This is a genomic window from uncultured Stenotrophomonas sp., assembly GCF_945952405.1.
Classification (GTDB): domain Bacteria; phylum Pseudomonadota; class Gammaproteobacteria; order Xanthomonadales; family Xanthomonadaceae; genus Stenotrophomonas.
Genome location: NZ_CAMFIA010000019.1, coordinates 14,389 through 36,946, shown reverse-complemented (window position 1 = coordinate 36,946; position 22,558 = coordinate 14,389). Strand labels below are relative to the sequence as shown.

General features: G+C 66.5%; 24 protein-coding genes. 9 read left to right on the top strand and 15 right to left on the bottom strand.

The window, feature by feature from the left end; genetic code table 11:
* Nucleotides 1–110: 110 nt before the first annotated feature.
* From Q0P60_RS16645 to moaA, 14 genes are all read right to left on the bottom strand, one after another.
* A complete protein-coding gene (locus tag Q0P60_RS16645) occupies nucleotides 111–1,442 on the bottom strand; it encodes a nitrate/nitrite transporter (protein WP_294996007.1) in 1,332 nt (443 codons plus the stop codon).
* Between the two features lie 23 nt (nucleotides 1,443–1,465).
* Nucleotides 1,466–2,365, bottom strand: coding sequence for a peptidylprolyl isomerase (locus Q0P60_RS16640; RefSeq protein WP_294996005.1), 900 nt, complete (start codon nucleotides 2,363–2,365; stop codon nucleotides 1,466–1,468).
* 3 nt (nucleotides 2,366–2,368) lie between these two features.
* Nucleotides 2,369–3,076: a respiratory nitrate reductase subunit gamma gene (narI, locus tag Q0P60_RS16635; protein WP_294996003.1), complete on the bottom strand. Its 708-nt coding sequence runs from the start codon at nucleotides 3,074–3,076 to the stop codon at nucleotides 2,369–2,371.
* Nucleotides 3,073–3,753, bottom strand: a complete 681-nt coding sequence (gene narJ, locus Q0P60_RS16630) for a nitrate reductase molybdenum cofactor assembly chaperone (protein ID WP_294996000.1) — start codon at nucleotides 3,751–3,753, stop codon at nucleotides 3,073–3,075. The genes narI and narJ overlap by 4 nt, the downstream gene beginning before the upstream one ends.
* The gene (narH, locus tag Q0P60_RS16625) at nucleotides 3,753–5,297 is read right to left on the bottom strand and encodes a nitrate reductase subunit beta (RefSeq protein ID WP_065723460.1); all 1,545 of its coding nucleotides are present in this window, start codon (nucleotides 5,295–5,297) and stop codon (nucleotides 3,753–3,755) included. The genes narJ and narH overlap by 1 nt, the downstream gene beginning before the upstream one ends.
* Nucleotides 5,297–9,142, bottom strand: coding sequence for a nitrate reductase subunit alpha (locus tag Q0P60_RS16620; RefSeq protein WP_294995996.1), 3,846 nt, complete (start codon nucleotides 9,140–9,142; stop codon nucleotides 5,297–5,299). Before Q0P60_RS16620 ends, narH begins: the two co-directional genes overlap by 1 nt.
* 72 nt (nucleotides 9,143–9,214) lie before the next feature.
* Nucleotides 9,215–10,633 carry a NarK family nitrate/nitrite MFS transporter gene (locus Q0P60_RS16615; protein ID WP_294995994.1) on the bottom strand — a complete coding sequence of 473 codons (1,419 nt, stop codon included), beginning with the start codon at nucleotides 10,631–10,633 and terminating at the stop codon, nucleotides 9,215–9,217.
* Nucleotides 10,634–10,778: 145 nt separating this feature from the next.
* Nucleotides 10,779–11,141, bottom strand: a complete 363-nt coding sequence (locus Q0P60_RS16610; RefSeq protein WP_294995991.1) for a hypothetical protein — start codon at nucleotides 11,139–11,141, stop codon at nucleotides 10,779–10,781.
* The gene (locus Q0P60_RS16605) at nucleotides 11,138–11,680 is read right to left on the bottom strand and encodes a molybdenum cofactor guanylyltransferase (protein WP_294995988.1); all 543 of its coding nucleotides are present in this window, start codon (nucleotides 11,678–11,680) and stop codon (nucleotides 11,138–11,140) included. Before Q0P60_RS16605 ends, Q0P60_RS16610 begins: the two co-directional genes overlap by 4 nt.
* Nucleotides 11,681–11,716: 36 nt before the next feature.
* Nucleotides 11,717–12,217, bottom strand: a complete 501-nt coding sequence (locus Q0P60_RS16600; protein ID WP_294995986.1) for a molybdenum cofactor biosynthesis protein MoaE — start codon at nucleotides 12,215–12,217, stop codon at nucleotides 11,717–11,719.
* A 3-nt stretch (nucleotides 12,218–12,220) separates the two neighbouring features.
* Nucleotides 12,221–12,481, bottom strand: a complete 261-nt coding sequence (locus Q0P60_RS16595) for a MoaD/ThiS family protein (RefSeq protein WP_294995983.1) — start codon at nucleotides 12,479–12,481, stop codon at nucleotides 12,221–12,223.
* On the bottom strand, nucleotides 12,481–13,734 hold the full coding sequence (gene glp, locus Q0P60_RS16590) for a gephyrin-like molybdotransferase Glp (RefSeq protein ID WP_294995980.1): 1,254 nt from the start codon (nucleotides 13,732–13,734) through the stop codon (nucleotides 12,481–12,483). Before glp ends, Q0P60_RS16595 begins: the two co-directional genes overlap by 1 nt.
* Nucleotides 13,731–14,729: a bifunctional molybdenum cofactor biosynthesis protein MoaC/MoaB gene (moaCB, locus tag Q0P60_RS16585; protein WP_294996117.1), complete on the bottom strand. Its 999-nt coding sequence runs from the start codon at nucleotides 14,727–14,729 to the stop codon at nucleotides 13,731–13,733. Before moaCB ends, glp begins: the two co-directional genes overlap by 4 nt.
* Nucleotides 14,730–14,737: 8 nt before the next feature.
* Nucleotides 14,738–15,718: a GTP 3',8-cyclase MoaA gene (gene moaA / locus Q0P60_RS16580; RefSeq protein WP_294995977.1), complete on the bottom strand. Its 981-nt coding sequence runs from the start codon at nucleotides 15,716–15,718 to the stop codon at nucleotides 14,738–14,740.
* Nucleotides 15,719–15,912: 194 nt separating this feature from the next.
* On the opposite strand from moaA, the gene Q0P60_RS16575 reads away from it, so the two are divergent.
* Nucleotides 15,913–16,317: a ribonucleotide reductase subunit alpha gene (locus Q0P60_RS16575; RefSeq protein ID WP_345780341.1), complete on the top strand. Its 405-nt coding sequence runs from the start codon at nucleotides 15,913–15,915 to the stop codon at nucleotides 16,315–16,317.
* Here Q0P60_RS16575 and Q0P60_RS16570 read toward each other — a convergent pair.
* Complete coding sequence (locus tag Q0P60_RS16570) at nucleotides 16,311–16,640, bottom strand: hypothetical protein (RefSeq protein WP_294995972.1); 330 nt, start codon at nucleotides 16,638–16,640, stop codon at nucleotides 16,311–16,313. The two genes, Q0P60_RS16575 and Q0P60_RS16570, sit on opposite strands and share 7 nt — an antisense overlap.
* Before the next feature lie 153 nt (nucleotides 16,641–16,793).
* Between Q0P60_RS16570 and Q0P60_RS16565 the strand changes: the two genes are divergently transcribed.
* The 8 genes from Q0P60_RS16565 (at nucleotide 16,794) to Q0P60_RS16530 (ending at nucleotide 22,506) form a co-directional block, all read left to right on the top strand.
* On the top strand, nucleotides 16,794–17,723 hold the full coding sequence (locus Q0P60_RS16565) for an aspartyl protease family protein (RefSeq protein ID WP_294995971.1): 930 nt from the start codon (nucleotides 16,794–16,796) through the stop codon (nucleotides 17,721–17,723).
* Nucleotides 17,724–17,912: 189 nt separating this feature from the next.
* Nucleotides 17,913–18,242, top strand: a complete 330-nt coding sequence (locus Q0P60_RS16560) for a metalloregulator ArsR/SmtB family transcription factor (protein WP_294995968.1) — start codon at nucleotides 17,913–17,915, stop codon at nucleotides 18,240–18,242.
* A gap of 15 nt (nucleotides 18,243–18,257) precedes the next feature.
* Entirely contained in the window at nucleotides 18,258–18,761 is a 504-nt protein-coding gene (locus Q0P60_RS16555; protein WP_294995965.1) for an arsenate reductase ArsC, read from the top strand.
* A gap of 14 nt (nucleotides 18,762–18,775) precedes the next feature.
* Nucleotides 18,776–19,807 carry an ACR3 family arsenite efflux transporter gene (gene arsB / locus Q0P60_RS16550; protein ID WP_294995962.1) on the top strand — a complete coding sequence of 344 codons (1,032 nt, stop codon included), beginning with the start codon at nucleotides 18,776–18,778 and terminating at the stop codon, nucleotides 19,805–19,807.
* A 175-nt stretch (nucleotides 19,808–19,982) separates the two neighbouring features.
* Nucleotides 19,983–20,801 carry an alpha/beta hydrolase gene (locus Q0P60_RS16545; RefSeq protein WP_294995959.1) on the top strand — a complete coding sequence of 273 codons (819 nt, stop codon included), beginning with the start codon at nucleotides 19,983–19,985 and terminating at the stop codon, nucleotides 20,799–20,801.
* A 113-nt stretch (nucleotides 20,802–20,914) separates the two neighbouring features.
* A complete protein-coding gene (locus Q0P60_RS16540) occupies nucleotides 20,915–21,262 on the top strand; it encodes an RcnB family protein (protein ID WP_294995956.1) in 348 nt (115 codons plus the stop codon).
* 178 nt (nucleotides 21,263–21,440) lie between these two features.
* Nucleotides 21,441–21,941, top strand: coding sequence for a hypothetical protein (locus tag Q0P60_RS16535; RefSeq protein ID WP_294995953.1), 501 nt, complete (start codon nucleotides 21,441–21,443; stop codon nucleotides 21,939–21,941).
* A gap of 37 nt (nucleotides 21,942–21,978) precedes the next feature.
* Complete coding sequence (locus Q0P60_RS16530) at nucleotides 21,979–22,506, top strand: nuclear transport factor 2 family protein (RefSeq protein WP_294995950.1); 528 nt, start codon at nucleotides 21,979–21,981, stop codon at nucleotides 22,504–22,506.
* Nucleotides 22,507–22,558: the final 52 nt, after the last annotated feature.

The window sequence follows — 22,558 nt, the reverse complement described above, 5'->3', positions numbered from 1 at the left end:
CCGGCACTACCCTTTCACCCGCTACCCGGTAGTGCCGGCCGCTGGCCGGCAGCCCCCACCACCAACCGCGCACCGTCCCGGTAGTGCCGGCCGCTGGCCGGCAACCCCGTTCACCTGCCACGCACACGCTCGGCGGCAGCCGCATCGATGGCCTCCGGCAGGTCGGTCTCACGATCGATCTGCGGGAAGTGGCGGCGCTCCATGCGGCGGATGGCGAAATGCATCCAGACCAACGCGGCGGCCACCAGCACGAACAGCAGCATGAAGCAGCTGCTCCAGATGCCGACCGCATCATTCAGCGCGCCGAACACGATGGGCAGGATGAAGCCACCCAGGCCGCCGATCATGCCGACCACGCCGCCCACCGCACCGACGTGCTTCGGGTAGTACACTGGGATGTGCTTGTACACCGCCGCCTTGCCCAGCGACATGAAGAAGCCCAGCACGAACACCAGCACCGTGAACAGCACCACACCGATCGCCAGGTGGAAATGGATCGGTCCGTGGATGCCCTTCACCACGTACTCGGTGTCTGGATAGGCCAGCAGGAACGTACAGATGGCCGAAACGCCGAAGGTCCAGTACATCACCCGGCGCGCACCCATCCGGTCCGACATCCAGCCACCGACCACGCGGAACAGACTGGCCGGGATCGAGTAGCACGCGGCCAGCATGCCGGCGGTACCCACGTCCATGCCGTAGGCACCCACCAGGTAGTGCGGCAGCCACAGCGCCAGCGCGACGAAACCCCCGAATACGAAGAAGTAGTACAGCGAGAACCGCCATACCTGCAGATTCTTCAGCGGCGCCATCTGCTCGGCGAACGGCACCGGGTTCACGCCTTCGCGGCGACGCTGCTCCAGCGACGGGTCTTCCTTGCTGAACAGGAAAAACAGCACCGCAGTGACGGCCAGCGCGACCGCCCAGACCTTGGCGACCATGGTCCAGCCGGCGGCCACCATCACCAACGGTGCCAGCAGCTTGGTCACCGCCGAGCCGATGTTGCCGGCGCCGAAGATACCCAACGCGGTGCCCTGCCTGCTGGCCGGAAACCACTTCGACACGTAGGCCACGCCCACCGAGAAGTTGCCGCCGGCGATGCCCACGCACAGCGCAGCGATCAGGAACTGGGTGTAGGTCTGTGCATAGGTCAGCATCCAGGTGGCGACGGCGCCACACAGCATCACCAGCACCATCACCTTGCGGCCACCGAACTGGTCGGACCAGATGCCGAGGAACACGCGGCTGACCGATCCGGTCAGTACCGGCGTGGCGATCAGCAGGCCGAACTGGGTGTCGTTCAGCCCGAGCTGCTCGCTGATCTGGATGCCGATGATCGAGAAGATCATCCACACCGCGAAGCATACAGTGAAGGCGAAGGTGCTCAGCCACAGCGCACGCTGCTGCTGCCCGGCACTGGCGGGGGCAAGGGCCTGGTTCATGGGATTTCCTCGTTCAAGATGGGTCAGCCGATTTCGGCTTCGGCTTCGATCTGGTCCAGTCCACGCACCGGATAGCGTTCCTGCAGCTGCAGCAGGTAGGCCTGCACTTCGCGCTGCCGCACCTGCAGTTCCAGGTAGTCACGCAGCTGCGGCAGCACGGTTTCGAACGGCTGCGGCTGGCCCTCCTCGCGGGCGTCGATGCAGACCACGTGATAGCCCCAGCGTGATTCCACCGGGAACCCGGCCAGCCCCTCGCGCAGGCGGAACACCTGGCGGTCGAACTCCGGCGTGGTCTGCCCGCGCTGCAGCCAACCGAGGTCACCGCCCTCACTGGCGGAGGGACAGCGCGAATGGCGCAGGGCGAAATCGGCGAACAAGTGCGGCGATTCCCTCAGCAGTCCGACCAGCCGCTCGCCTTCGGTGCGCGCGGCGAAGCGTCCGGCCACGTCGTCGGCTGGCGCGGCCAGCAGGATATGGCGCAGGCGCACCCGGTCGGGCGAGCGGAACCGCTCCGGGTTCTGCTCGAAGTAACGGCGGCAGTCCTCGTCGGTCGGCACGCGGTCCTCGATCGCGTCCTCCAGCAATTGCTGGATCAGCACTTCCTCGTCGCTCAGCTGGCTGCCCTGCGGCACCTGCAGACCCAGCCGCTGCGCCTCAAGCCGCAGCAGCTCACGCACCACCAGCGCCCGGGCCGCCTCGGCACGCGACTGCTCCGGGCGCATCGCCCGGTGGTGCTGCATCTCACGGGCGATATCGGCCTCGCTGATCGCGGTCTCGTCCACGAACAGCCGGCACGGTGCCGGCTGGCCGAGCGAACGTGGCCCCTGCACTGCCGCGTCATGGTGATGCGCATGCGCCTCGGCCGGTACCGGCGCGGCGGAGTCGATCACGGTGATCGGCAGGAATTTCGGCAGGTTGCCCATGGCTTACTCCCGCGGACCGTAGCGCAGCGTGGCCTGGCGGCGGCGCACCACCTGGTAGGGCCGCCACAGGTAGCTGATCGGAATGCTCCACACGTGCACCAGGCGGGTGAACGGCGCGATCAGGAACAGGGTCAGGCCCAGGAAGATGTGCATCTTGTAGACCCAGCTGACGCCCTCGATGTAGTCGGCGGCACCGGCGCGGAAGGTCACGATGTGCTGCGCCCATTCGGCCAGCTGCACCATCACGCCACCATCCAGGTGACCCGACGAGATCCGGATGCTGTACAGGCCCAGGCACAGCTGGGCGAACAGCAGCACCAACACCAGGGTGTCAGCGAAGCTGCCGGTGGCCCGAACACGCGCATTGAACAGGCGGCGTACCAGCAGGATGCTGATGCCGATGAAGCACAGTGCGCCGAACACACCACCGACCACCATCGCCAGCATCTGCTTCTGCGACGAGGTGATGAAGTGCTCGTACACCGCGTGCGGAGTCAGCAGGCCGACCAAGTGGCCACCAAGGATGGCCAGGATACCGATGTGGAAGCAGTTGCTGCCGATCCGCATGCCCTTGTCCGACAGCATCTGGCTGGAGCCGGTGCGCCAGGTGTACATGGCCTTGTCATAGCGGGCCCAGCTGCCGATCAGCAGCACCGCCACGGCGATGTACGGGTAGTACTGGAAGACGAATTGATGCAGGGAGTAACTCATGGCTGGACCTCTCGATGCGAAGGACGGGCCGGCGAACGCACGGGCGGCTTGCAGTCTTCGGCAGGGGCTTCGGCGCCGAAGCGCACCGCCTCCTCCTCCCACAAGCGGTCCATGGCCTCGGCGGTATCGTCGCGGACTTCTTCGCTGGCACGCTGGCGCAGCGCCTGCAGATCGGCCTTGCCGTCACCGGCTTCGACCAGGATCTCGAACAGCACCCGGTGCGGCAGCTCACGCTCGGCCGCACGCGCCGCCAGCATCCCGGCGATGTGGCCGATGTGATGCAGCCACTCGCGGGCCTCGCTGCCGGGGCGATGGGCCAGGAACTCCAGCAGCAACGGCAGGTAATCCGGCAGCTCGCGTGCATCCAGTTCGAAGCCGTTGCGGCGGTAGGTTTCGACCAGATCGACCATGGCCTGGCCACGGTCGCGCGACTCACCATGGATGTGCTCGAACAGCAGCAGGCTCATCGAGCGGCCGCGGTCGAAACTGGCCAGCCATGCCGCCTGCGCATCCAGCGCATCGGTCTGCAGCAGCTGCTGCACGAAGCTGCGCAGCTGCTGGCGACGGGCCACGCTCAGCACCGGGTCGTCGCAGGCGGCGAGCAGTTCCTCGCCGTGCTGCCACAGTTCTTCACGGGGATAGTCCAGCAGCACCCCGACCAGCTTGAGCACGCTCATCACACCACCTCCTTGCGCCGGTGGTTCGGTCCGTTGTCCACCACGAAGGTGGTGCTCTTGCGCTGGCCGAACAGGTCGGCCGGGCTGTCGCCGTTGCAGCCGTTGCCGAAGGTGAAGCCGCAGCCGCCGCGTTCACCGAAGGCATCGTTGGCGTACTCGCGGTGGCCGGTCGGTATCACGAAACGGTCCTCGTAGTTGGCGATGGCGAGGTAGCGATACATCTCCTCCACCTGGGCGATGCTCAGCCCGGTCTGTTCCAGCACCGCGGTATCCTCCACGCCATCCACGTTCTTGGCCCGGCGCCAGGCACGCATGGCCATCAGCCGCTCCAGCGCGCGCACCACCGGCGCCTCGTCACCCGCCGTCAGCAGGTTGGCCAGGTAGCGCATCGGAATACGCAGCGAGGCCACGTCCGGCAGCTCGCCGCTCATGCCGACCCGGCCACGCTCGGCCGCGGACTGGATCGGCGACAGCGGCGGCACGTACCAGACCATGGGCAGCGTGCGGTACTCCGGGTGCAGCGGCAGGGCCAGCTTCCAGTCGATCGCCAGCTTGTACACCGGCGACTGCTTCGCCGCATCCAGCCAGCTGTCCGGAATGCCCTCCTTGCGCGCGGCGGCGATCACCGCCGGATCGTTCGGGTCCAGGAAGATGTCCAGGTGCGCCTGATACAGGTCCTTCTCGGCGGCCACCGAAGCGGCCTCGGCAATGCGATCGGCGTCGTACAGCATCACGCCCAGGTAGCGGATGCGGCCCACGCAGGTTTCCGAGCACACGGTCGGTTCACCCATCTCGATGCGTGGGTAACAGAAGATGCACTTCTCCGACTTGCCGCTCTTCCAGTTGTAGTAGATCTTCTTGTACGGGCAGGCCGATACGCACATGCGCCAGCCCCGGCACTTGTCCTGGTCGATCAGCACGATGCCGTCTTCCTCGCGCTTGTAGATGGCGCCCGATGGGCAGGCCGATACGCACGCCGGGTTCAGGCAGTGCTCGCACAGGCGCGGCAGGTACATCATGAAGGTCTTCTCGAAGGCACCGTAGATCTCCTTCTGCACCTGGTCGAAGTTGTAGTCGCGCGAGCGCTTGCTGAACTCCGAACCCAGGATCTCCTCCCAGTTCGGGCCCCACTCGATCTTCTGCATGCGTTCGCCACTGATCAGCGAGCGCGGCCGCGCGGTGGGCTGGTGCTGGCTGTCCTTGGCGGTGTGCAGGTTCTGGTAGTCGAAGTCGAACGGCTCGTAGTAGTCGTCGATCTGCGGCAGGTCCGGGTTGGCGAAGATCTTCGCCAGCATGCGCCAGCGGCCACCGGCGCGGGGCACCAGTTTGCCGGCGCGGGTGCGCACCCAGCCGCCGTTCCACTTGTCCTGGTTCTCCCATTCCTTGGGATAACCGATGCCCGGCTTGGTTTCCACGTTGTTGAACCAGGCGTACTCGACGCCCTCGCGTGACGTCCAGACGTTCTTGCAGGTGATCGAGCAGGTATGGCAGCCGATGCACTTGTCCAGGTTAAGCACCATCGCGATCTGTGCACGGACCTTCATCACACCACCTCCTTGGCGGCAGCCGGTATTGCCTCGCCCGTCGCTACTGCGCGTCCTGCGCTCGCGACACTCGAACGTCCCTGTTCATCGGTCGCTCCTGCGCGTCCTGCGCTCGCGACACTCGAACGTCCCTGTTCATCGTCAAGCCAATCGATCTTGTCCATCTTGCGCACGATCACGAATTCATCGCGGTTGGTGCCGCAGGTGCCGTAGTAGTTGAAGCCGTAGGCCAGCTGCGCGTAGCCGCCGATCATGTGAGTGGGCTTGAGCACGATGCGGGTTACCGAATTGTGGATACCGCCGCGGGTGCCTGAAATTTCCGAGCCCGGCACGTTGATGATGCGTTCCTGGGCGTGGTACATCATCGCCATGCCCGGCATCACGCGCTGGCTGACCACCGCACGCGCGGCAATCGCGCCGTTGACGTTGAACAGTTCGATCCAGTCGTTGTCGACGATACCGGCGCTGCGCGCGTCGTCCTCGCTGATCCATACGATCGGGCCACCGCGCGACAGCGTCTGCATGATCAGGTTGTCGCTGTAGGTGCTGTGGATGCCCCACTTCTGGTGTGGTGTGATCCAGTTCAGCACGATCTCCTTGTTGCCGTTCGGGCGCTGGTTCAGCAGCGGCTCCACCGTGCGCGTGTTGACCGGTGGCCGGTAGCCCATGAAGGCCTCGCCGAAGTCGATCATCCACTCATGGTCCTGGTAGAACTGCTGGCGTCCGGTCACCGTGCGCCACGGAATCAGCTCGTGCACGTTGGTATAGCCGGCGTTGTAGCTGACATTGTCGTCTTCCAGGCCCGACCAGATCGGCGAGGAGATGATCTTGCGCGGCTGCGCCTGGATGTCACGGAAGCGGATCGCCTCGTGCTCCTTGCCTACCGCCAGATGGGTGTGCTCGCGGCCGGTGAAGGTGCCCAGCGATTCCCAGGCCTTCACTGCCACATGGCCATTGGTTTCCGGTGCCAGGTGCAGGATCACCTCGGCCGCATCGATCGCGGTCGAGATCGCCGGACGGCCCTGGCTGACCCCCTCATCGTGCACGGTGTGGTTGAGCTTGCCGAGGAAGTCGACCTCGTGCCGGGTGTCCCAGCTCATGCCCTTGCCACCGTTGCCGAGCGTGTCCAGCAACGGGCCGAGCGAAGTGAACTTGCGGTACAGGTTCGGGTAATCGCGCTCCACCACCGTCATCGACGGCATGCTCTGGCCCGGAATAGCCTCGCACTCGCCCTTCTTCCAGTCAGCCACGCCGAATGGCATGCCCAGTTCGTTGGGGGTGTCATGCAGGGTCGGCACCAGCACCAGATCCTTCTCCACGCCCAGTACGCCCGGCGCCATCTCGCTCACGGTACGGGCAACCTCCTTGAAGATCTCCCAGTCGCTGCGCGACTCCCAGGCCGGATCCACCGCCTTCGACAGCGGGTGGATGAACGGGTGCATGTCGGACGTGTTGAGATCGTCCTTCTCATACCAGGTGGCCGTCGGCAGCACGATGTCCGAGTACAGCGCGGTGGTGCACATGCGGAAGTCGAGCGTCACCAGCAGGTCGAGCTTGCCTTCCGGAGCCTCATCACGCCACTTCACTTCCTCGGGCTTGATCGCGCCCATCTCGCCCAGGTCCTTGCCCTGCAGCCCATGGCGCGTGCCCAGCAGGTGCCGAAGCATGTATTCGTGGCCCTTGCCCGACGAACCCAGCAGGTTCGAGCGCCAGATGAACATCATCCGCGGGTGGTTCTGCTGTGCATCCGGGTCGGCGAAGGCGAAATCCAGCGAGCCATCCTTGAACTTGCCCAGCGCGTAGTCGGCCGGCGCCACGCCGGCCGCTTCGGCCTCGCGCACCAGCTGCAGCGGGTTGCGGTCCAGCTGCGGTGCGCAGGGCAGCCAGCCCATGCGCACTGCGCGCAGGTTCAGGTCAGCCAGGCTGCCGCTGTACTTGCTGGCATCGGCCAGCGGCGACAGCAGCTCGTCCACCTGCAGCTTCTCGTAGCGCCACTGCCCGGTGTTGAAGTAGAAGAACGAGGTTCCGTTCATGTGGCGCGGCGGGCGGCTCCAGTCCAGGCCGAACGCCAGCGGCTGCCAGCCGGTCTGCGGGCGCAGCTTTTCCTGCCCGACGTAATGGGCCCAGCCGCCGCCGGTCTGGCCCACGCAGCCACACATGATCAGCATGTTGATCAGGCCGCGGTAGTTCATGTCGTTGTGGAACCAGTGGTTCATGCCGGCGCCGACGATGATCATCGAACGGCCATGGGTCTTGTCGGCGGTACGCGCGAACTCGCGCGCGATCTCGATGACTTCCGCACGCGACACGCCGGTGATGCGTTCCTGCCAGGCGGGCGTGCCCGGCACCATGTCATCGAAGCTGCTGGCGACGTTGCCACCGCCAAAGCCACGGTCCACGCCGTACTGGGCCAGCAGCAGGTCGTAGACCGTGGCGACCAGGGTCTGGCCGCCGTCGGCCAGGGCCAGCCGGCGCACCGGAATGTTGCGTTCGAGGACGTCGTCGGCGGGGGCGGCGGTCCAGCCGTCGGTTTCGATGCCGCCGAAGTACGGGAAGCTCACCGCTTCGATGCCCTCATGGGCCTCGGCCAGGCTCAGGCGCAGGCGTGTATCGGTGCCGTTGCTTTCCTTCTCTTCGATGTTCCACTTGCCCTTCTCGCCCCAGCGGAAGCCGATCGAGCCGTTGGGCACCACGATCTGGCCGCTGCGCTCGTCATAGGCCAGGGTCTTCCAGTCCGGGTTGTTGGCTTCGCCCAGGCCACCCAGCTCACTGGCGCGCAGGAAGCGGCCCGGCACCAGGCGACCATCGTCACGGCGTTCCAGGCGCACCAGCATCGGCATGTCCGAGTACTGGCGGCAGTAGTCCTGGAAGTACTGCGAGGGCGTATCGACGTGGAACTCGCGCAGGATCACGTGGCCGAACGCAAACGCCAGCGCGGCATCGGTGCCCTGCTTGGGATGCAGCCAGTGGTCGGTGAGCTTGGCCAGCTCGGAATAGTCGGGGCAGATCGCCACCGTCTTGGTCCCGTTGTAGCGCGCCTCGGTGAAGAAGTGCGCGTCCGGGGTGCGCGTCTGCGGTACGTTCGAGCCCCAGGCGATGATGTAGCGGCTGTTGTACCAGTCGGCCGATTCGGGCACGTCGGTCTGCTCGCCCCAGATCTGCGGCGAGGCCGGTGGCAGATCGCAGTACCAGTCATAGAAGGACAGACAGGCGCCGCCCAGTAGCGACAGGTAGCGCGCACCGGCGGCGTAGGACACCATCGACATCGCCGGAATCGGCGAGAAGCCGACCACGCGGTCGGGGCCGTACTGCTTCACCGTGTACAGGTTGGAGGCGGCGATGATCTCGTTGGCCTCTTCCCACTGCAGGCGCACGAAGCCGCCCATGCCGCGCCGGCTCTTGTACGAGCGCGCCTTGTCCTTGTCCTCGACGATGCTGGCCCAGGCGTCCACCGGGGCCTTGCTCCTGCGTGCCTCGCGCCACAGGCGCAGCAGCGTGCCGCGGATCAGCGGGTACTTCAGGCGGTTGGCGCTGTACAGGTACCAGGAATAGCTGGCGCCACGCGGGCAGCCACGCGGTTCGTGGTTGGGCAGGTCCGGGCGCGTGCGGGGGTAGTCGGTCTGCTGGGTTTCCCAGGTGACCAGGCCATTCTTGACGTAGATCTTCCAGCTGCAGGAGCCGGTGCAGTTCACGCCATGGGTGGAGCGTACGATCTTGTCGTACTGCCAGCGTGAGCGGTAACTGTTTTCCCAGTCACGGCCTTCGCTCTTGGCGAATCCGTGGCCATCGGCAAAGGTCTGGGGGTCACGCTTGAAGAACTGCAAGCGATCAAGGAAATAACTCATCGGGGATCTCCCTTTGCGGACATTGGCATCGTGGCTGTGTGTGTCGTCTGGCTGCGGTGCGTTTTCATGTCGTCAGCAGGGTGTCTCGGCACCGCGCCGGTAGTACCACCACCAGGTCACGGCCAGGCAGGTGACGTAGAACACAACGAATCCGTACAGCGCCATGTCGGGGCTGCCGGTCAAGGTGATGGAAGAGCCGTAGCTCTTGGGAATGAAGAAGCCGCCGTAGGCACCGATCGCGCCGGAGAAACCGACCACGGCGGCCGACTCGATGCTGGCCTGGTGCATGGCCGCGGCCTTGCCCTCGGCATTCTGGTTGGCTGACCAGCGCTCATGCAGGGTGCGGAAGATCACCGGGATCATGCGGAACGTGGTGCCGTTGCCGATGCCGCTGAGCACGAACAGCGCCATGAAGCTGAGCAGGAAGCCGTGGAAGTTGCCGCCCTGGCCGTGGCTGGGCAGGAAGTGCAGCACGCCGAACACGGCTGCGATCATCAGCGCGAACACCCAGAAGGTCAGCCGCGCGCCGCCCCAGCGATCGGCCAGGCTGCCGCCGACCGAGCGCATCAGTGCACCCAGCAGCGGACCGATGAAGGCATAGGCCAGCGGGTTCACGTCCGGGAACTGGCTCTTCACCAGCATCGGGAAGCCGGCAGAGAAGCCGATGTAGGATCCGAACGTACCGATGTACAACCAGCACATCAGCCAGTTGTGCTTGCGGCGGAAGATCACCGCCTGTTCGGAGAACGAGGAACGGGCGCTGGTCAGGTCGTTCATGCCGAACCAGGCCGCAACGGCACACAGCGCGATCGCGGGCACCCAGATGAAACCGGCGTTCTGCAGGAACAGCGGCGCTCCGCCTTCCAGCGTAGGCTGCGGCGCCCCACCCAGCGCTCCGAACACGCCCACGGTGATCACCAGCGGGATCACCGCCTGTGCCACCGACACGCCCACGTTGCCCAGGCCGGCGTTCAGGCCCAGCGCCAGGCCCTGCTTCTGCTTCGGGTAGAAGAAGGAAATGTTGGACATCGACGAGGAGAAGTTCGCGCCGCCGAAGCCACACAGGATGGCAATGGCGACGAACACCCAGTACGGCGTGGCCGGGTCCTGCACCGCGAAACCGAGCCAGATCGTCGGCGCCAGCAGCGAGGCCGTGGACAGCGCGGTCCAGCGGCGACCACCGAAGATCGGGATCACGAAGGAATAGAAGATGCGCAGCGTGGCGCCAGACAGGCTGGGCAGTGCCACCAGCCAGAACAGCTGGTCGGTGCTGAATGCGAAGCCGATCTTCGGCAGGCTGATCGACACCGCCGAGAACAGTACCCAGACCGAGAACGCCAGCAGCAGCGACGGGATCGAGATGACCAGATTGCGGGTGGCGACCCGCTTGCCGGTGCGCTCCCAGTAGCCGGGGTCTTCCGGCGTCCAGTCACTGATCAGGCGACCAGCACGGGCAGAGCTGCGGACAACAGGATCGCTACCAACGGTCATACATGGCTCCAAGGCTGTGGAATGACGTGGGTACTGCGTTTCAAGTTGTGACCCGTCGTCATGCAGCCATTAGGCCGCGCAGCAACAGCGACGGGGTTGATCTGGATCAATCAGGGGCCGGTTTCCCGCCTGCCCCTGACATTTGTCAAACCGCGGGTTCGGAGCGGCGGGCGGGCCCGCGCTGGCGCACGCTGTCGCGCACGTCCACATCGAACTGCAGCTGCAGCAGGCCGCCCTCTTCCAGGGCAAGCTCGAAAGAAAGGCCATCGCGGCACGGCAACCGTGCGGAAAGCGACAGCACGGCGTCCCGCGGCAGAACCAGGCGGCAGAACGTGCCGCCGTCAAGCAGTACCGGCTGCTCACCGCCATGCAGCGAGACGGCCAGGCCCCACCCTTCAGCGCCACCGAAACGGGTCATGTTCTCGACCGACTCACCGGCCAGCAGGCGCGCCAGTTCAGCCTCGTCCAGGCGAAGCCGTACCGATTGATCCTGCAACTGCACTTTCATGACGCAACATCCTCCCATTGTTCGGGGGTATTGCAGTTGACCAGGCAGGCTTCGTCAACCGAAGCCAGCGCCATGCTGTTCACGCCAAGGCGACGCTGCAACGCCTGCAGCGAGCGCGGACCCTGCGGGTCGTCCAGCATCGATCCCAGCACGCTGCGACTAGCATCGTCCATCTCCAGCAGCATGGGCAGGGGGTGGGCGGAAAAGATCGTGCACGGACCGCGATGGCCGTCACGCAATTGCTGCAGCAATCGGGCCGGCAGCAGTGGCGTATCCACCGGCACCACCCACGCCGGGCCATCCGGCATGCGCATCGCCACGCTGTAGAGCCCGCCAAGAGGGCCGCAACGTGCCACCTGATCGGGGATGCCAGCAAAGGCGGGATAGTCACCACTCACCCAGACCCGCTCCGCCCCGGCCTGCAACAGCAGGCCCTGCATGTGCTCCAGCAGGGTGCGCCCGTGCCACGGCAACAGCGCCTTGTCGCGGCCCATGCGGCTGGACAGGCCACCGGCCAGCACGATGCCGGCAATGCTCATCGCAGTAGAGCCACGCCATGCGTGGCTGCAGCGGACTCAATGGGAGTGGTCGTGCGCGTGGTCACGCGCATGCGCCGGCTCGCTGTCCGCATGGCAGAGGCTGCAGCCCTCGCTCCACTCGCTGTCGCCATCCTGGTAGTGCTCCTGCTTCCAGATCGGGCACTGGTGCTTCACCACCTCGATCAACTGCCGACAGGCCCGGAACGCCTCGTCGCGGTGCGGGCTGCCCGCAGCCACCACCACCGCCACATCGCCAATGCCGAGCCGGCCCTTCGCATGGGCCACATACAGCTTCAGCCTTGGCCCGAACCTGGCCTCCACCTCTGCCGCCAGACGCTTGAATTCGTTCAACACCAACGGCTCGAACAGATCGTAGGTGATCCCGGTCACCGGCCGGCCGACGTTGACGTCGCGTACCTTGCCGATGAATACGTCGATGCCACCGAAGCCCGCATCAGACACCGCAGCGATGCCCTCGGCCGGATCGATCGCCGCCTGCGCGCGGTCCACCACCTTGGCGATGATCTTCTCGCTCATGGTTCAGCCCCCGCTTACCGGCGGCAGGATCGCCACCCGGCCATCGTCGGGCAGCGCTTCGTAGTCACGCAGCACGCGTTGCTGGTCGGCAAATGCCGAGTAGTCCAGCAGGCCGGCACGGAAACCCGGCCAACGCGTCGGCAGCAGCTCGCGCAACGCCTGGCGCAGGTCGGCCACGGTGCCACCGGCCACCTCCACCGCGATCTCGCGGCTGGCATCCAGATCGGAAAACGCACCAAACAACTGAAGATTCACCTGTTTCATCATGACTCCTGGCTCGCCAGCTGCACCGGGTCATGGTGACCCCAGCCCTGCACGCGCACGTAGCTGCCGGCAGCGGCCAGGTCACCCTCGGCCTCCAGCACCACCCAGGCGTTGGCCTGCAGCATGGACATCAAGCGGAACGATTCCTGCCCGGACAGCACGCGCGCGCTCAGGCGCCCCTGGCCATCCATCTCCACCCGCGCACGCGCGTGGAAGCGCAGGCCCGGCGGCTTGCGCACGTCGGCCTGCAGCGGCAGCTGCAACACGGTTTCCGGTGCCAGCCCGAGCAGGCGCCGCAGCACCGGCTCGACGAAGAAGCGCTGGCCCACGGCGGCCGAGACCGGGTTGCCCGGAAGGCCGAAGTACAGCGCGCCATTGGGCAGCACCGCGAACAGCAGCGGCTTGCCCGGGCGGATCGCCACCTTGTGGAACACGATGCGCGCACCGCGGTCACGCAGCGCATCGGGAACGAAATCGTAGCGCCCGGCCGACACCGCGCCGGTGCTGAGCAGCAGCTGTGCGCCGGCGGCCAGCGCTTCATCCAGCACCGCATTGAACGCGGCCACGTCGTCGCCCACCGTGCCCTGCCACACCACCTCGGCACCGGCGGCCTGCAGGCGACCGACCAGGTACGGCCGGTTGCTGTCGCGGATCTGGCCGGATTCCAGCGTCTGCGCCGCTTCGGTCACCAGCTCCTTGCCGGTGGCGATCACCGCCGCCTTTGGCCGCGCCACCACGGCCACCTCGCCCACGCCGAGGGCATGCAGCAGGGTGCGCGCATTGATATCCAGCACCTGCCCGGCGCACAGCACGCGTTCGCCCTCGCCCACGTCCTGGCCGCGCAGGCGAACGTTCTGGCCCGGCTTGACCGTGCCCTTCAGGGCGATCCGGGTCGGGCGGCCGTCCTCGCTGGCGAGGATCTCCACGCTCTCGACCGGCACCACCGTATCCAGCCCAGCCGGCATGCGCGCACCGGTCATGATTTCCCAGGCGCCTTCGCCGCCCTCGGCACCCGCATCGCCGGCCGCCTGCCAGCCCTGCACCACGAATCCGGCACCCGCCTCGAACGTCACGCCTTCGGCGCGCAGCGCGAAGCCGTCCATCGCCGAGTTGTCGAACGGCGGCAGCGCTTGCCCACTGTGGATGTCAGTGGCCAGGGTACGGCCAGCGGCCTCATGCAGTGGCAGGCGCTCGGCCGGCAGCGGCGTGGCCGCGTCCAGCAGATGCTGCAGGGCCTGGCTGTAGGCGATCATGCGTGGCCCCCGCCATCGACCATCGCCAGGGCGTGGCCCAGCACTGGCGCCAGGATCTCCAGGCATTGCGCCGCGGCCTTCGGGCTGCCGGGCAGCGCGAACACCAGCATGCCGCCCAGCTGCACCACTTCGGCGCGGCTCAACCAGGCCATCGGCGTGTGCTGCGCGCTCAACGCGCGCACCATCTGCGCCAGGCCGGGCACCGGTCGCGCGTTCAGGGAACGCAGCGCCTCCGGGGTCAGGTCACGCGGACCCAGCCCGGTACCGCCGGTGCACAGGCACAGCCGCACGCCTTCGGCGGACAGCGCCTGCAGGCGTCCGGCCAACGGCTCGATACCATCGGGAAGCACCTCGGCCGCCACCACCTCGCCGCCCAGCGTGTTCAGCCCGGCCACCAGCGTCGGGCCGGACACATCGTCGTAGACACCGTCACTGGCACGGTCGCTCAGCGTGATCACCGCACAGGCTGCGCGCTCGAGACCCTTCGGCGCACGCGGCTTGAATCGCGCGTGCTCCGCCTCGTCCATGCCGTCCGGGTGCAGCCATACACCCCGCTTGCCACCCTCCTTGAACAGCAGGCGGATGCCTTCGATGCGCAGCGCCGGCTCCACCGGCTTGCTCAGGTCGTACAGGGTCAGCAGCGCGGCGTTGACGCCGGCCAGCGCCTCCATCTCCACACCGGTGCGTGCCTCGCTGGCGCACTCGCACCACACGCGGATCGCCTGCCGCTCCGGCACCGGCGCGCAGAACACCTGCACCAGTTCCAGCGGCAGCGGGTGGCACAGCGGCATCAGCATCGAGGCCATCTTGGCGCCCTGCAGGCCGGCAATCTCGGCCATCACCAGCGCATCGCCCTTGGGCAGGCGGCGCTCGACGATCAGCGGATAGGCCACCGGACCGGCGTGCAGTTCGCCTACCGCCACCGCACGGCGGCGGGTGATGCGCTTGCTGCGGACATCGGCCATATGGAAGGCCGCATTCAATTCCCCACTCATCGTGCTGCTCATCCTCCGATCGAGGCCAGGTGCGGGGTCAGCCCGGTCTGGCCCTGGTGCAATCCATGCCCGGCCGCTTTCAGGCCAAGCTGTGTGGTGATCCGCGCCAGCAGCGCGTCGTGGTCCTCATCGCGCTGCAGCAGCGGGCGCAGCGGCACACCGAAGTCGCCGAACAGGCACAGCCGCAGATCGCCCTTGGCGGTGACCCGCAGGCGGTTGCAACCCTTGCAGAAGTCACGCGCGTACGGGGCGATGATGCCGATGCTGCCGCGATGGTCCGGATGCCCGAACTCGCGGGCCGGGCCCGCATCGATTGCGCGCGGGCGCTCATGCCAGCCGGCTGCCAGCAACTGCTCGATCACCACGTCGGCGCGCAGGTGGTGGCGCTGGAAATAGGCTTCGTTGTCGCCGGTGCGCATCAGTTCGATGAAGCGCACGCTGAATGGGCGGTCGCGCAGGTACTCCATCCACTGCGACAGCTCGTCGTCGTTCAGGCCGCGCAACAGCACCGCGTTGAGCTTGATCGCCGGCAGCCCCAAGGCCTGCGCCAGGGCCAGGCCCTGCTCGATCTCGGCAAGGCGATCGTGCCCGGTGATGGCCCTGAAGCGCTCGCGGCGCAGGCTGTCCATGCTCACGTTCAGCGCGGTCAGGCCAGCCCGGTGCCAGCCCGGCAGCCGCCGCGGCAGCAGGGTGCCATTGGTGGTGATGGCCACCTTGCGGATACCCGGCACCGCCGCCACGGTCGCGATGATCTCGTCCAGGTCCTTGCGCAGGCTCGGCTCGCCGCCGGTCAGCCGGATCTTGCTCATGCCCAGCACAGCAAAGGCGCGCACCAGTCGTGCAATCTCATCCACCTGCAGGAAGCGCGGGCGGCCCTCGGCCTGGTAACCGTCGGGCAGGCAGTAGCTGCAACGGAAGTTGCAGGCTTCGGTCAACGACAGGCGCAGGTACGGAAAGCTGCGACCGAAACCGTCGGCGAGTTGGCTCATGGCTGGTCCACCTTGTTGCTCCACCGTCTTGCCTGTGCCCGGAACGGTCCGGAAACCCTCGCCTGCTGGAATGAGTGCCAGAGTACGCGGCGTGCAGTTCCAGCGGCATGACTTAAATCAATCGCCATCGGCCCCGCGCCGCAGCCGTTGTGGCAGCATGCGGCTTTCCGTGCAGTGGGCGTGTGACAACCCTCATGATGATGAACGATTTCCAGCAGCTGCTGCACGCCGCAGGCCAGCAGGCTGAACCGCAACGCTTGCTGTTCGTATTCGTGCGCGCGGAGCTGCCCGAATCGCCGACCGACGACCAGCGCGACCGGCATGACCGCCGCGAAGGGGGCACCCTGTCGCCGGTGCTGTGCGTGGACAAGCTGCCCGGCGAGGTGCCGGGCTTCCAGGCGCTGCTGGCCGAGTCCACCACTACCGGCATCGACTGGGACCTGGTGTTCGTGGCGGCGATGGACGGCCGCGCCGGCATCGCGCCGAACAGCGATGAAGCCGCACGCCCGCTGAGGCTGATGGTCAATGCCATCCATGAGGGGCAGATCGGGCGCTTTGCCGCCTTCGACCGCAGCGGCGAGCCTGTTCAGTTCTATTGAGCCACCCGCTGCAGGGTCAGGAAGAAGATCACCAGCACGGTGTTCAGCCCCCAGGCCACGGTCAGGCCGCGCGCGGCCACGCCCAGATCCGGGGTGCGCGCGGCAGGCGCCGCCCGCCAGACCGCCGGGATGATCCAACCGGTATACAGCAGCAGGACCGCGAACACCCCCAGCAGCAGCGTGGTGCGCTGGTTGGCCAGGGCCCAGAGGGCCACGGCCCACAGCAGGTTGCTGGGAATGACGCCTTGCAGCCAGAACACACGCCAGAGGCGTGAACGGGCCGGGGCGTCAGGCGCCGGGTGCAGCGAGGCCGTGGCGTTCATGAGTCTCCCTTCAAGTTAGGAAACGTGCCGGCCAAGCCTGCGCCTGGTGGCCAGCAACGTCAACTCGCGCAACAGTTCACAGTCCGTGCGTGCAAACGCAACCGCCGCCGCCCCGCCGGCATCAGATGTTGCTGGACACCATGGAACATCATCATGACGCACGCGCCGCACTCCCCTGACGCCCCAACAAGGCCGCTCAGGCCCGGCCTCCTGGCCCTCACCCTGGCGCTGCCCACCGCCCTGTACGGGTCGCCGGCAACAGAGGCCGCCTGCTCGCTCGCCACACGCCCGGGCCAGCCCCTGGTCGATGTTCCATTCGATGTCGTCGACGGCCGCATCCATGTGCAGGTACGGGTCAACGATTCCGGCCCCTACCGGTTCGCCGTCGATACCGGCGCCAGCGGTCTGGCCCGCGCAGATGCACGCCTGGTGCGCCGGCTGGCGCTGCCGGCTGGCGCGCCCACCGCCAATTCGGACGGCGTGCAGACCGCGGCGACGGAGACCGCACGCATTGCCGCGCTGGCGCTCGGTACCGTACGACGCAGCGAGGTGACTGCGCTCACCCGCGACTACAACACGCGGGCATCAGCGGCGGCAGCATTCGACGGGATCCTGGCGCGCGGGTTCTTCGCTGATGGCCTGCTGGTGATCGACTATCCGCAACGGCGCCTGCAGTTCCGTCGCGACATCCAGCTCCTGCCCGCGCAGCCGGGCACGCTGTCCTACACACGTGCCTTCCGCATTCCGGTGACGATCGGCACCGTTGCCACTGAAGCGCAACTGGACACCGGTGCCAACGTCGCAATGGTGCTCCCCACGGCACTCTACCGGCAGGCCTCGGCGGGTGCGGTGCGCGACGGCGAGCGGCTGACCCTCGGCCACGGCCAGCTCGAAGCGGGCCGCGCATGGCTGGCCGAACCGGTGGTGGTGAGTGGACTCACCCTGCGCGGGCTCGAGGTGCGGGTGTCCGATCGGTATCCGGAGGCCGTGCTGGGTGCGCATGCACTGCAGGATGCGGTCCTGCTCATCGACCAGCGCAGCCAGCGCATCGCGATCTGCCCACGCGCACACCGGCCCGGCTGACGGCACCGACTGGCCCAACCTGAAGGCCCTACGCCACCCAATATCGGGCCGCACGCGTTTCCCAGCCCGGATGCTGCAGCAGGCGCCCAGCCGCCACCGGCCGGTGATCAGGCTGGGGAAGCAAGTCTTCTAGCAGATGGGGCGACGAAGGCGTTGCGGCCGACTCATTATTTCGATTATTCTATAAATATGGAAACGTTAAACGTGATCGCTGCCCTCACTGCGCTCGGCCATGCCACCCGTCTGGCGGCTTTCCGCCTGCTGGTCGAGGCCGGCCCAGCCGGTCGCATGGCCGGCGACATCGCCACAGTCCTCCAGGTCGCACCCGCCACCCTCAGCTTCCACCTGAAGGAGCTGGTACAGGCAGGCCTGGTCGAGAACGAGAACCAGGGTCGCCACGTCTGCTACCGCGCGGACTTCAGCGCAATGACCGGCCTGATCCAGTACCTGACCCACAATTGCTGCGCCGGCTCGCCCGGAGAGCAGTGCACACCGCCACGCAATCCCTGCAGTTGCTGAAACGGAAACGCCGCCATGTCCCGCTCCATCCTGTTCCTCTGCACCGGCAACAGCGCCCGCAGTGTGATGGCCGAGGCCATCCTGCGCGCATGGGGCGGCGAGCGCTTCATGGCCTTCAGTGCCGGCAGCCGCCCGACCGGCCAGGTCAATCCGTTCGCGCTTGCCCAGCTGCGCGCCGAAGGCATCCTCGTCGCTGGACTGCGCAGCAAATCCTGGGACGAGTTTGCTGATGCCGCCCCCATGGATCTGGTGATTACTGTCTGCGATGCGGCGGCAGCGGAAGCCTGTCCGGTGGTGTTCGGTGACTTCATCCGCAGCCACTGGGGCTTGCCGGATCCGGCCGGGGTCGAAGGCAGCGATGCGGACAAGGCGGCGGCCTTCGCTCACGCCTATGCCATCGTGAAGGTACGCGTGCGTGCCTTGCTGGCGCTGCCCGAACAGCTTTGGCAAGACCGCCGGATGCTCCAGCAGGCGCTGGATCGGATCGGTCATCTGCTTCCACCAGCGGCCACGCCATGAGCGCAGTGGCACCCATGGGGCCGTTCGAGCGCCACCTGACCCTCTGGGTCGCCTTGTGCATCATCGTCGGCACGCTGCTCGGTCACTTTCTGCCAGACGCCTTCAGCAGGCTGGCCGCGGCCGAAGCGGCCAAGGTCAACCTGCCCGTAGCGGTGCTGATCTGGTTGATGATCATTCCCATGCTGCTGAGAGTGGATTTCAGTGCCATGCGCCAGCTCGGGCGGCACTGGAAAGGCATCGGGGTGACGCTGTTCATCAACTGGGCCGTGAAGCCGTTCTCGATGGCACTGCTGGGCTGGTTCTTCCTGCGCCACACCTTTGCAGGCTGGCTGCCCGGAGGCCAGATCGACAGCTACATCGCCGGCCTGATCCTGCTGGCCGCCGCGCCCTGCACCGCCATGGTGTTCGTATGGAGCAACCTGTGCCGCGGCGATGCCAACTTCACGCTGAGTCAGGTGGCACTGAACGACGCGATCATGGTGGTGGCCTATGCGCCGATAGTGGCGCTGCTGTTGGGACTGTCAGCCATCACCGTACCGTGGGAAACGTTGCTGCTCTCGGTCGTCCTGTACATCGTGGCGCCGGTGCTGGTGGCCGCGTTGCTGCGCCGCTGGATCCTGTCACGCCATGGTCAGCCCGGGCTGCAGGCGGCGTTGCGCCGGCTGGGGCCATTGTCACTTTCGGCGCTGCTGCTGACGCTGGTGCTGCTGTTCGGGTTCCAGGGCCAGCAGATCGTGCAGCAGCCGCTGGTGATTGCGTTGATCGCGCTCCCGATCCTGATCCAGGTCTATTTCACCTCCGGCCTGGCGTACCTGCTCAATCGGCGCCTGGGTGTGGCGCATTGCGTGGCCGGGCCTTCGGCATTGATCGGCGCGAGCAACTTCTTCGAACTGGCGGTCGCGACGGCCGTGGGCCTGTTCGGCGTCCACTCCGGAGCGGCGCTGGCGACCGTGGTGGGGGTGCTGATTGAAGTACCCGTGATGCTTTCGGTAGTGAAGATCGTGAACCGGTCACGCGAGTGGTATGAGGCGCGCGAGCACGCTTGAGGCTGCAATGCCGGACGCGGCTGCCGGGCCGCCCCGTGACTTCCCACACGCATGAATGGTGTACTACTTCACGACATTACCAGCACGACCTGTCGCCAGGTCGGCAGGCGGGCCTCGTCCCCATGCCTGATTCATCCAGGATGGCGGGCGCGCCTCCATGATCCGGAGATGTCGAATGAAACGCAACCGAATGAAGCTGGGCGCGTTGGCGGCACTGTTCCTGGCCACGGGCGGCGTATCGGCGGGGGAGATCACAGTGGATCGCGGCGCCTACCCGCTCCAGGCACAGGAATCAGGTGGCGGCGCGGTCACCGTGGTCTTTGAGTCAGGGTTCGGCCAGGGTGCCGGCGCCTGGAAGGATGTGATCGCCGGGCTGGGAGATGACTACCACAGCGTCGCGTACGCACGCGCCGGCCTCGGAAAGTCCGGCAGCAATGCCCAGCCCAAGCGCATCGACGAACACCTGGCGGATCTTGCTGCCGTCGTCGATACACTCGCGCCGGGACGCAAGGTTGTGCTGGTCCGCCACTCATATGGCGGACTGCTCGCCACCGAGTTCGCGCGGCGTCATCCCGATCGCCTGCAGGGCCTGGTGTTGGTCGATCCGGCCACGATGGGACAGCGGCACGCCTTCAGGCAGGCCGATGCCGCACGTATCCAGGCAGACGACACCTCGCTGCGCGCCATGCTGTCACCTGCAATGGTCGCCGACTATGCCATCCTCATTGAGCAGCTTGATGCGCCCGGTGCGCAGACGCCGCAGACGATGCCGGATGTACCGGTCGCGCTGCTCACCGCCACGCAGATCGCCAGCGAACCGCTGTTCTTCGAAGAAACCACACAGGGCAAGGCCCTGTGGAAGATCCAGCACGCCCCGCTCTTCTCCGGATTCACCCGTGGCTCGCACCGCTACCTGGATACCGGCCACAACCTCCATCGCGAGGATCCCGCGGCGGTCATATCGGCCATCCAATCGGTCTCGGCTCGCCCTTAGTCGCCAGCGCGCTGGACTTCGATACATGCGAACGGCGCTGGAGCGCGTTCACACCGCTTGATCCATACTCCGCAGCGCGATGCCGCATGCGGCGGCAAGGCCCGGAGGTTGCGATGAACACCGCACGCTTGTTCGCCATTGCATTGACCGCGGCTACCGCGCTGGCCGCGGCACCCGCCTTCGCCGATCCGCCGCACCATGCGCGCGGCGACGGACCACCGCCGCACACCGGTGGCCCGCACAACGGTGATGCGCCGCCGCCGGGCTGGCAGAAGAAGGCCTGGCGTCGCGGCGAGCGCCTGCCTTGGGCGGAAGTGGACCGCCGCTACTGGGTGGACGACTATGCGCGCTATCACCTGCGCGAACCGGGCCGCGACCGGCGTTGGGTGCGCCAGTACGATAGCGAGTACCTGTTGGTGGAGATCGCCACCGGGCTGATCATCGACGCGCTGCATCGCTGAGCTCTGCACACGCCTCCGTGCAGGGGAGCGTCATCTCAATCGCAGGATCGTGTCCTGGAGCGCCTGCGGTCGTGCCCCGCTGCAACGCACGTGTCAACATTCCTGCACGGCGCCTTCAGCGTCAACACAGCGGCGCCATCGAAGGCTGTCTGTTGTGTCATCCCGGATACGTGATAGCGTGCGCCGTCAGTCTCTCCAGGAGGTGCAGGATGCGCAGCGGATTCCGACGTCTCGATCCAGTGCGTACAGCAGCGTGAAGCTCGCTGTTGCGCTGGTGTTGTGCGTGCCGCTCAGCGCCTGCGGCCTGGTGATGGACAGTGCGTTCGACACCACGCAGGAGGCGATCGACGCCGACATGGTGGACAAGGGATGGATTCCCGACTGGGTGCCCCACGCGGCAACCCACCTGCGCGAGGTGCATGATCTTGATTCAAACACCAGCGCGCTCGCGTTCACCAAACCGCGCACACTGCCACTGAAGTTGCCTGCGGATTGCCGGGCGATCGCATCCGGCGACAGCGATCCCGTTGCCTTCAATCGCAACTGGTGGCCTGGCGAGGCAACGCTCAACGGGTCGTACAGGGTCCTTCGCTGCACGCCGCAGTCCGGAAAATCGGTTTTCGTGGCGGTGAGCAGGAGCGAAGACCGCGTGCTTTTCTGGCGCACGTACCCGCGTTGATGCGCCTGCGCAGCCCCTTTTCCATCAGGAATCCTCGATGTCCCTCGCACCCGCTCGCTTCACTGCTCTCACCCTGCTGCTTGCAGCCTGTCTGCCTGCCCACGCCGCCCGGAATGCTGCCGCCGACACCCAGGCCATCGAACAGGTCATCGAGTCCTTCCGCACCTCGCTGATCAACAAGGACAAGCCGACCTACATGAGCCTGTTCTTTTCGGACAAGGCGGAAGACATCGGCTGGCAGGTGGTTTCCGAGGACGTGCGCCTGCAGGACATCCGCAGGACCAAGCCCGATGCGATCAAGGCACGACAGATTCCGGCCAACAACTTCATCGCGCTGATCGACGGAGCCGTTGCCTCGCCGAAGACGAAGGAGGAGAAATTCTCCAACACCAGCATCCAGACCGACGGTGATGTCGCCTCGGTGTCGTTTGACTACAGCTTCCACGACGATGGCGTGATCACCAACTGGGGAACGGAAATGTGGCAGCTGGTCCGGACCGAGCGCGGCTGGAAGATCTTCTCGGTGGTCTACTCGATGCGCGACGCGCGCAGCCCAAAGGAATGACGATCCGCTGGCCTGCCAGGCGGGCGTTTCTGGCAGACTCACGCCTGTTGCT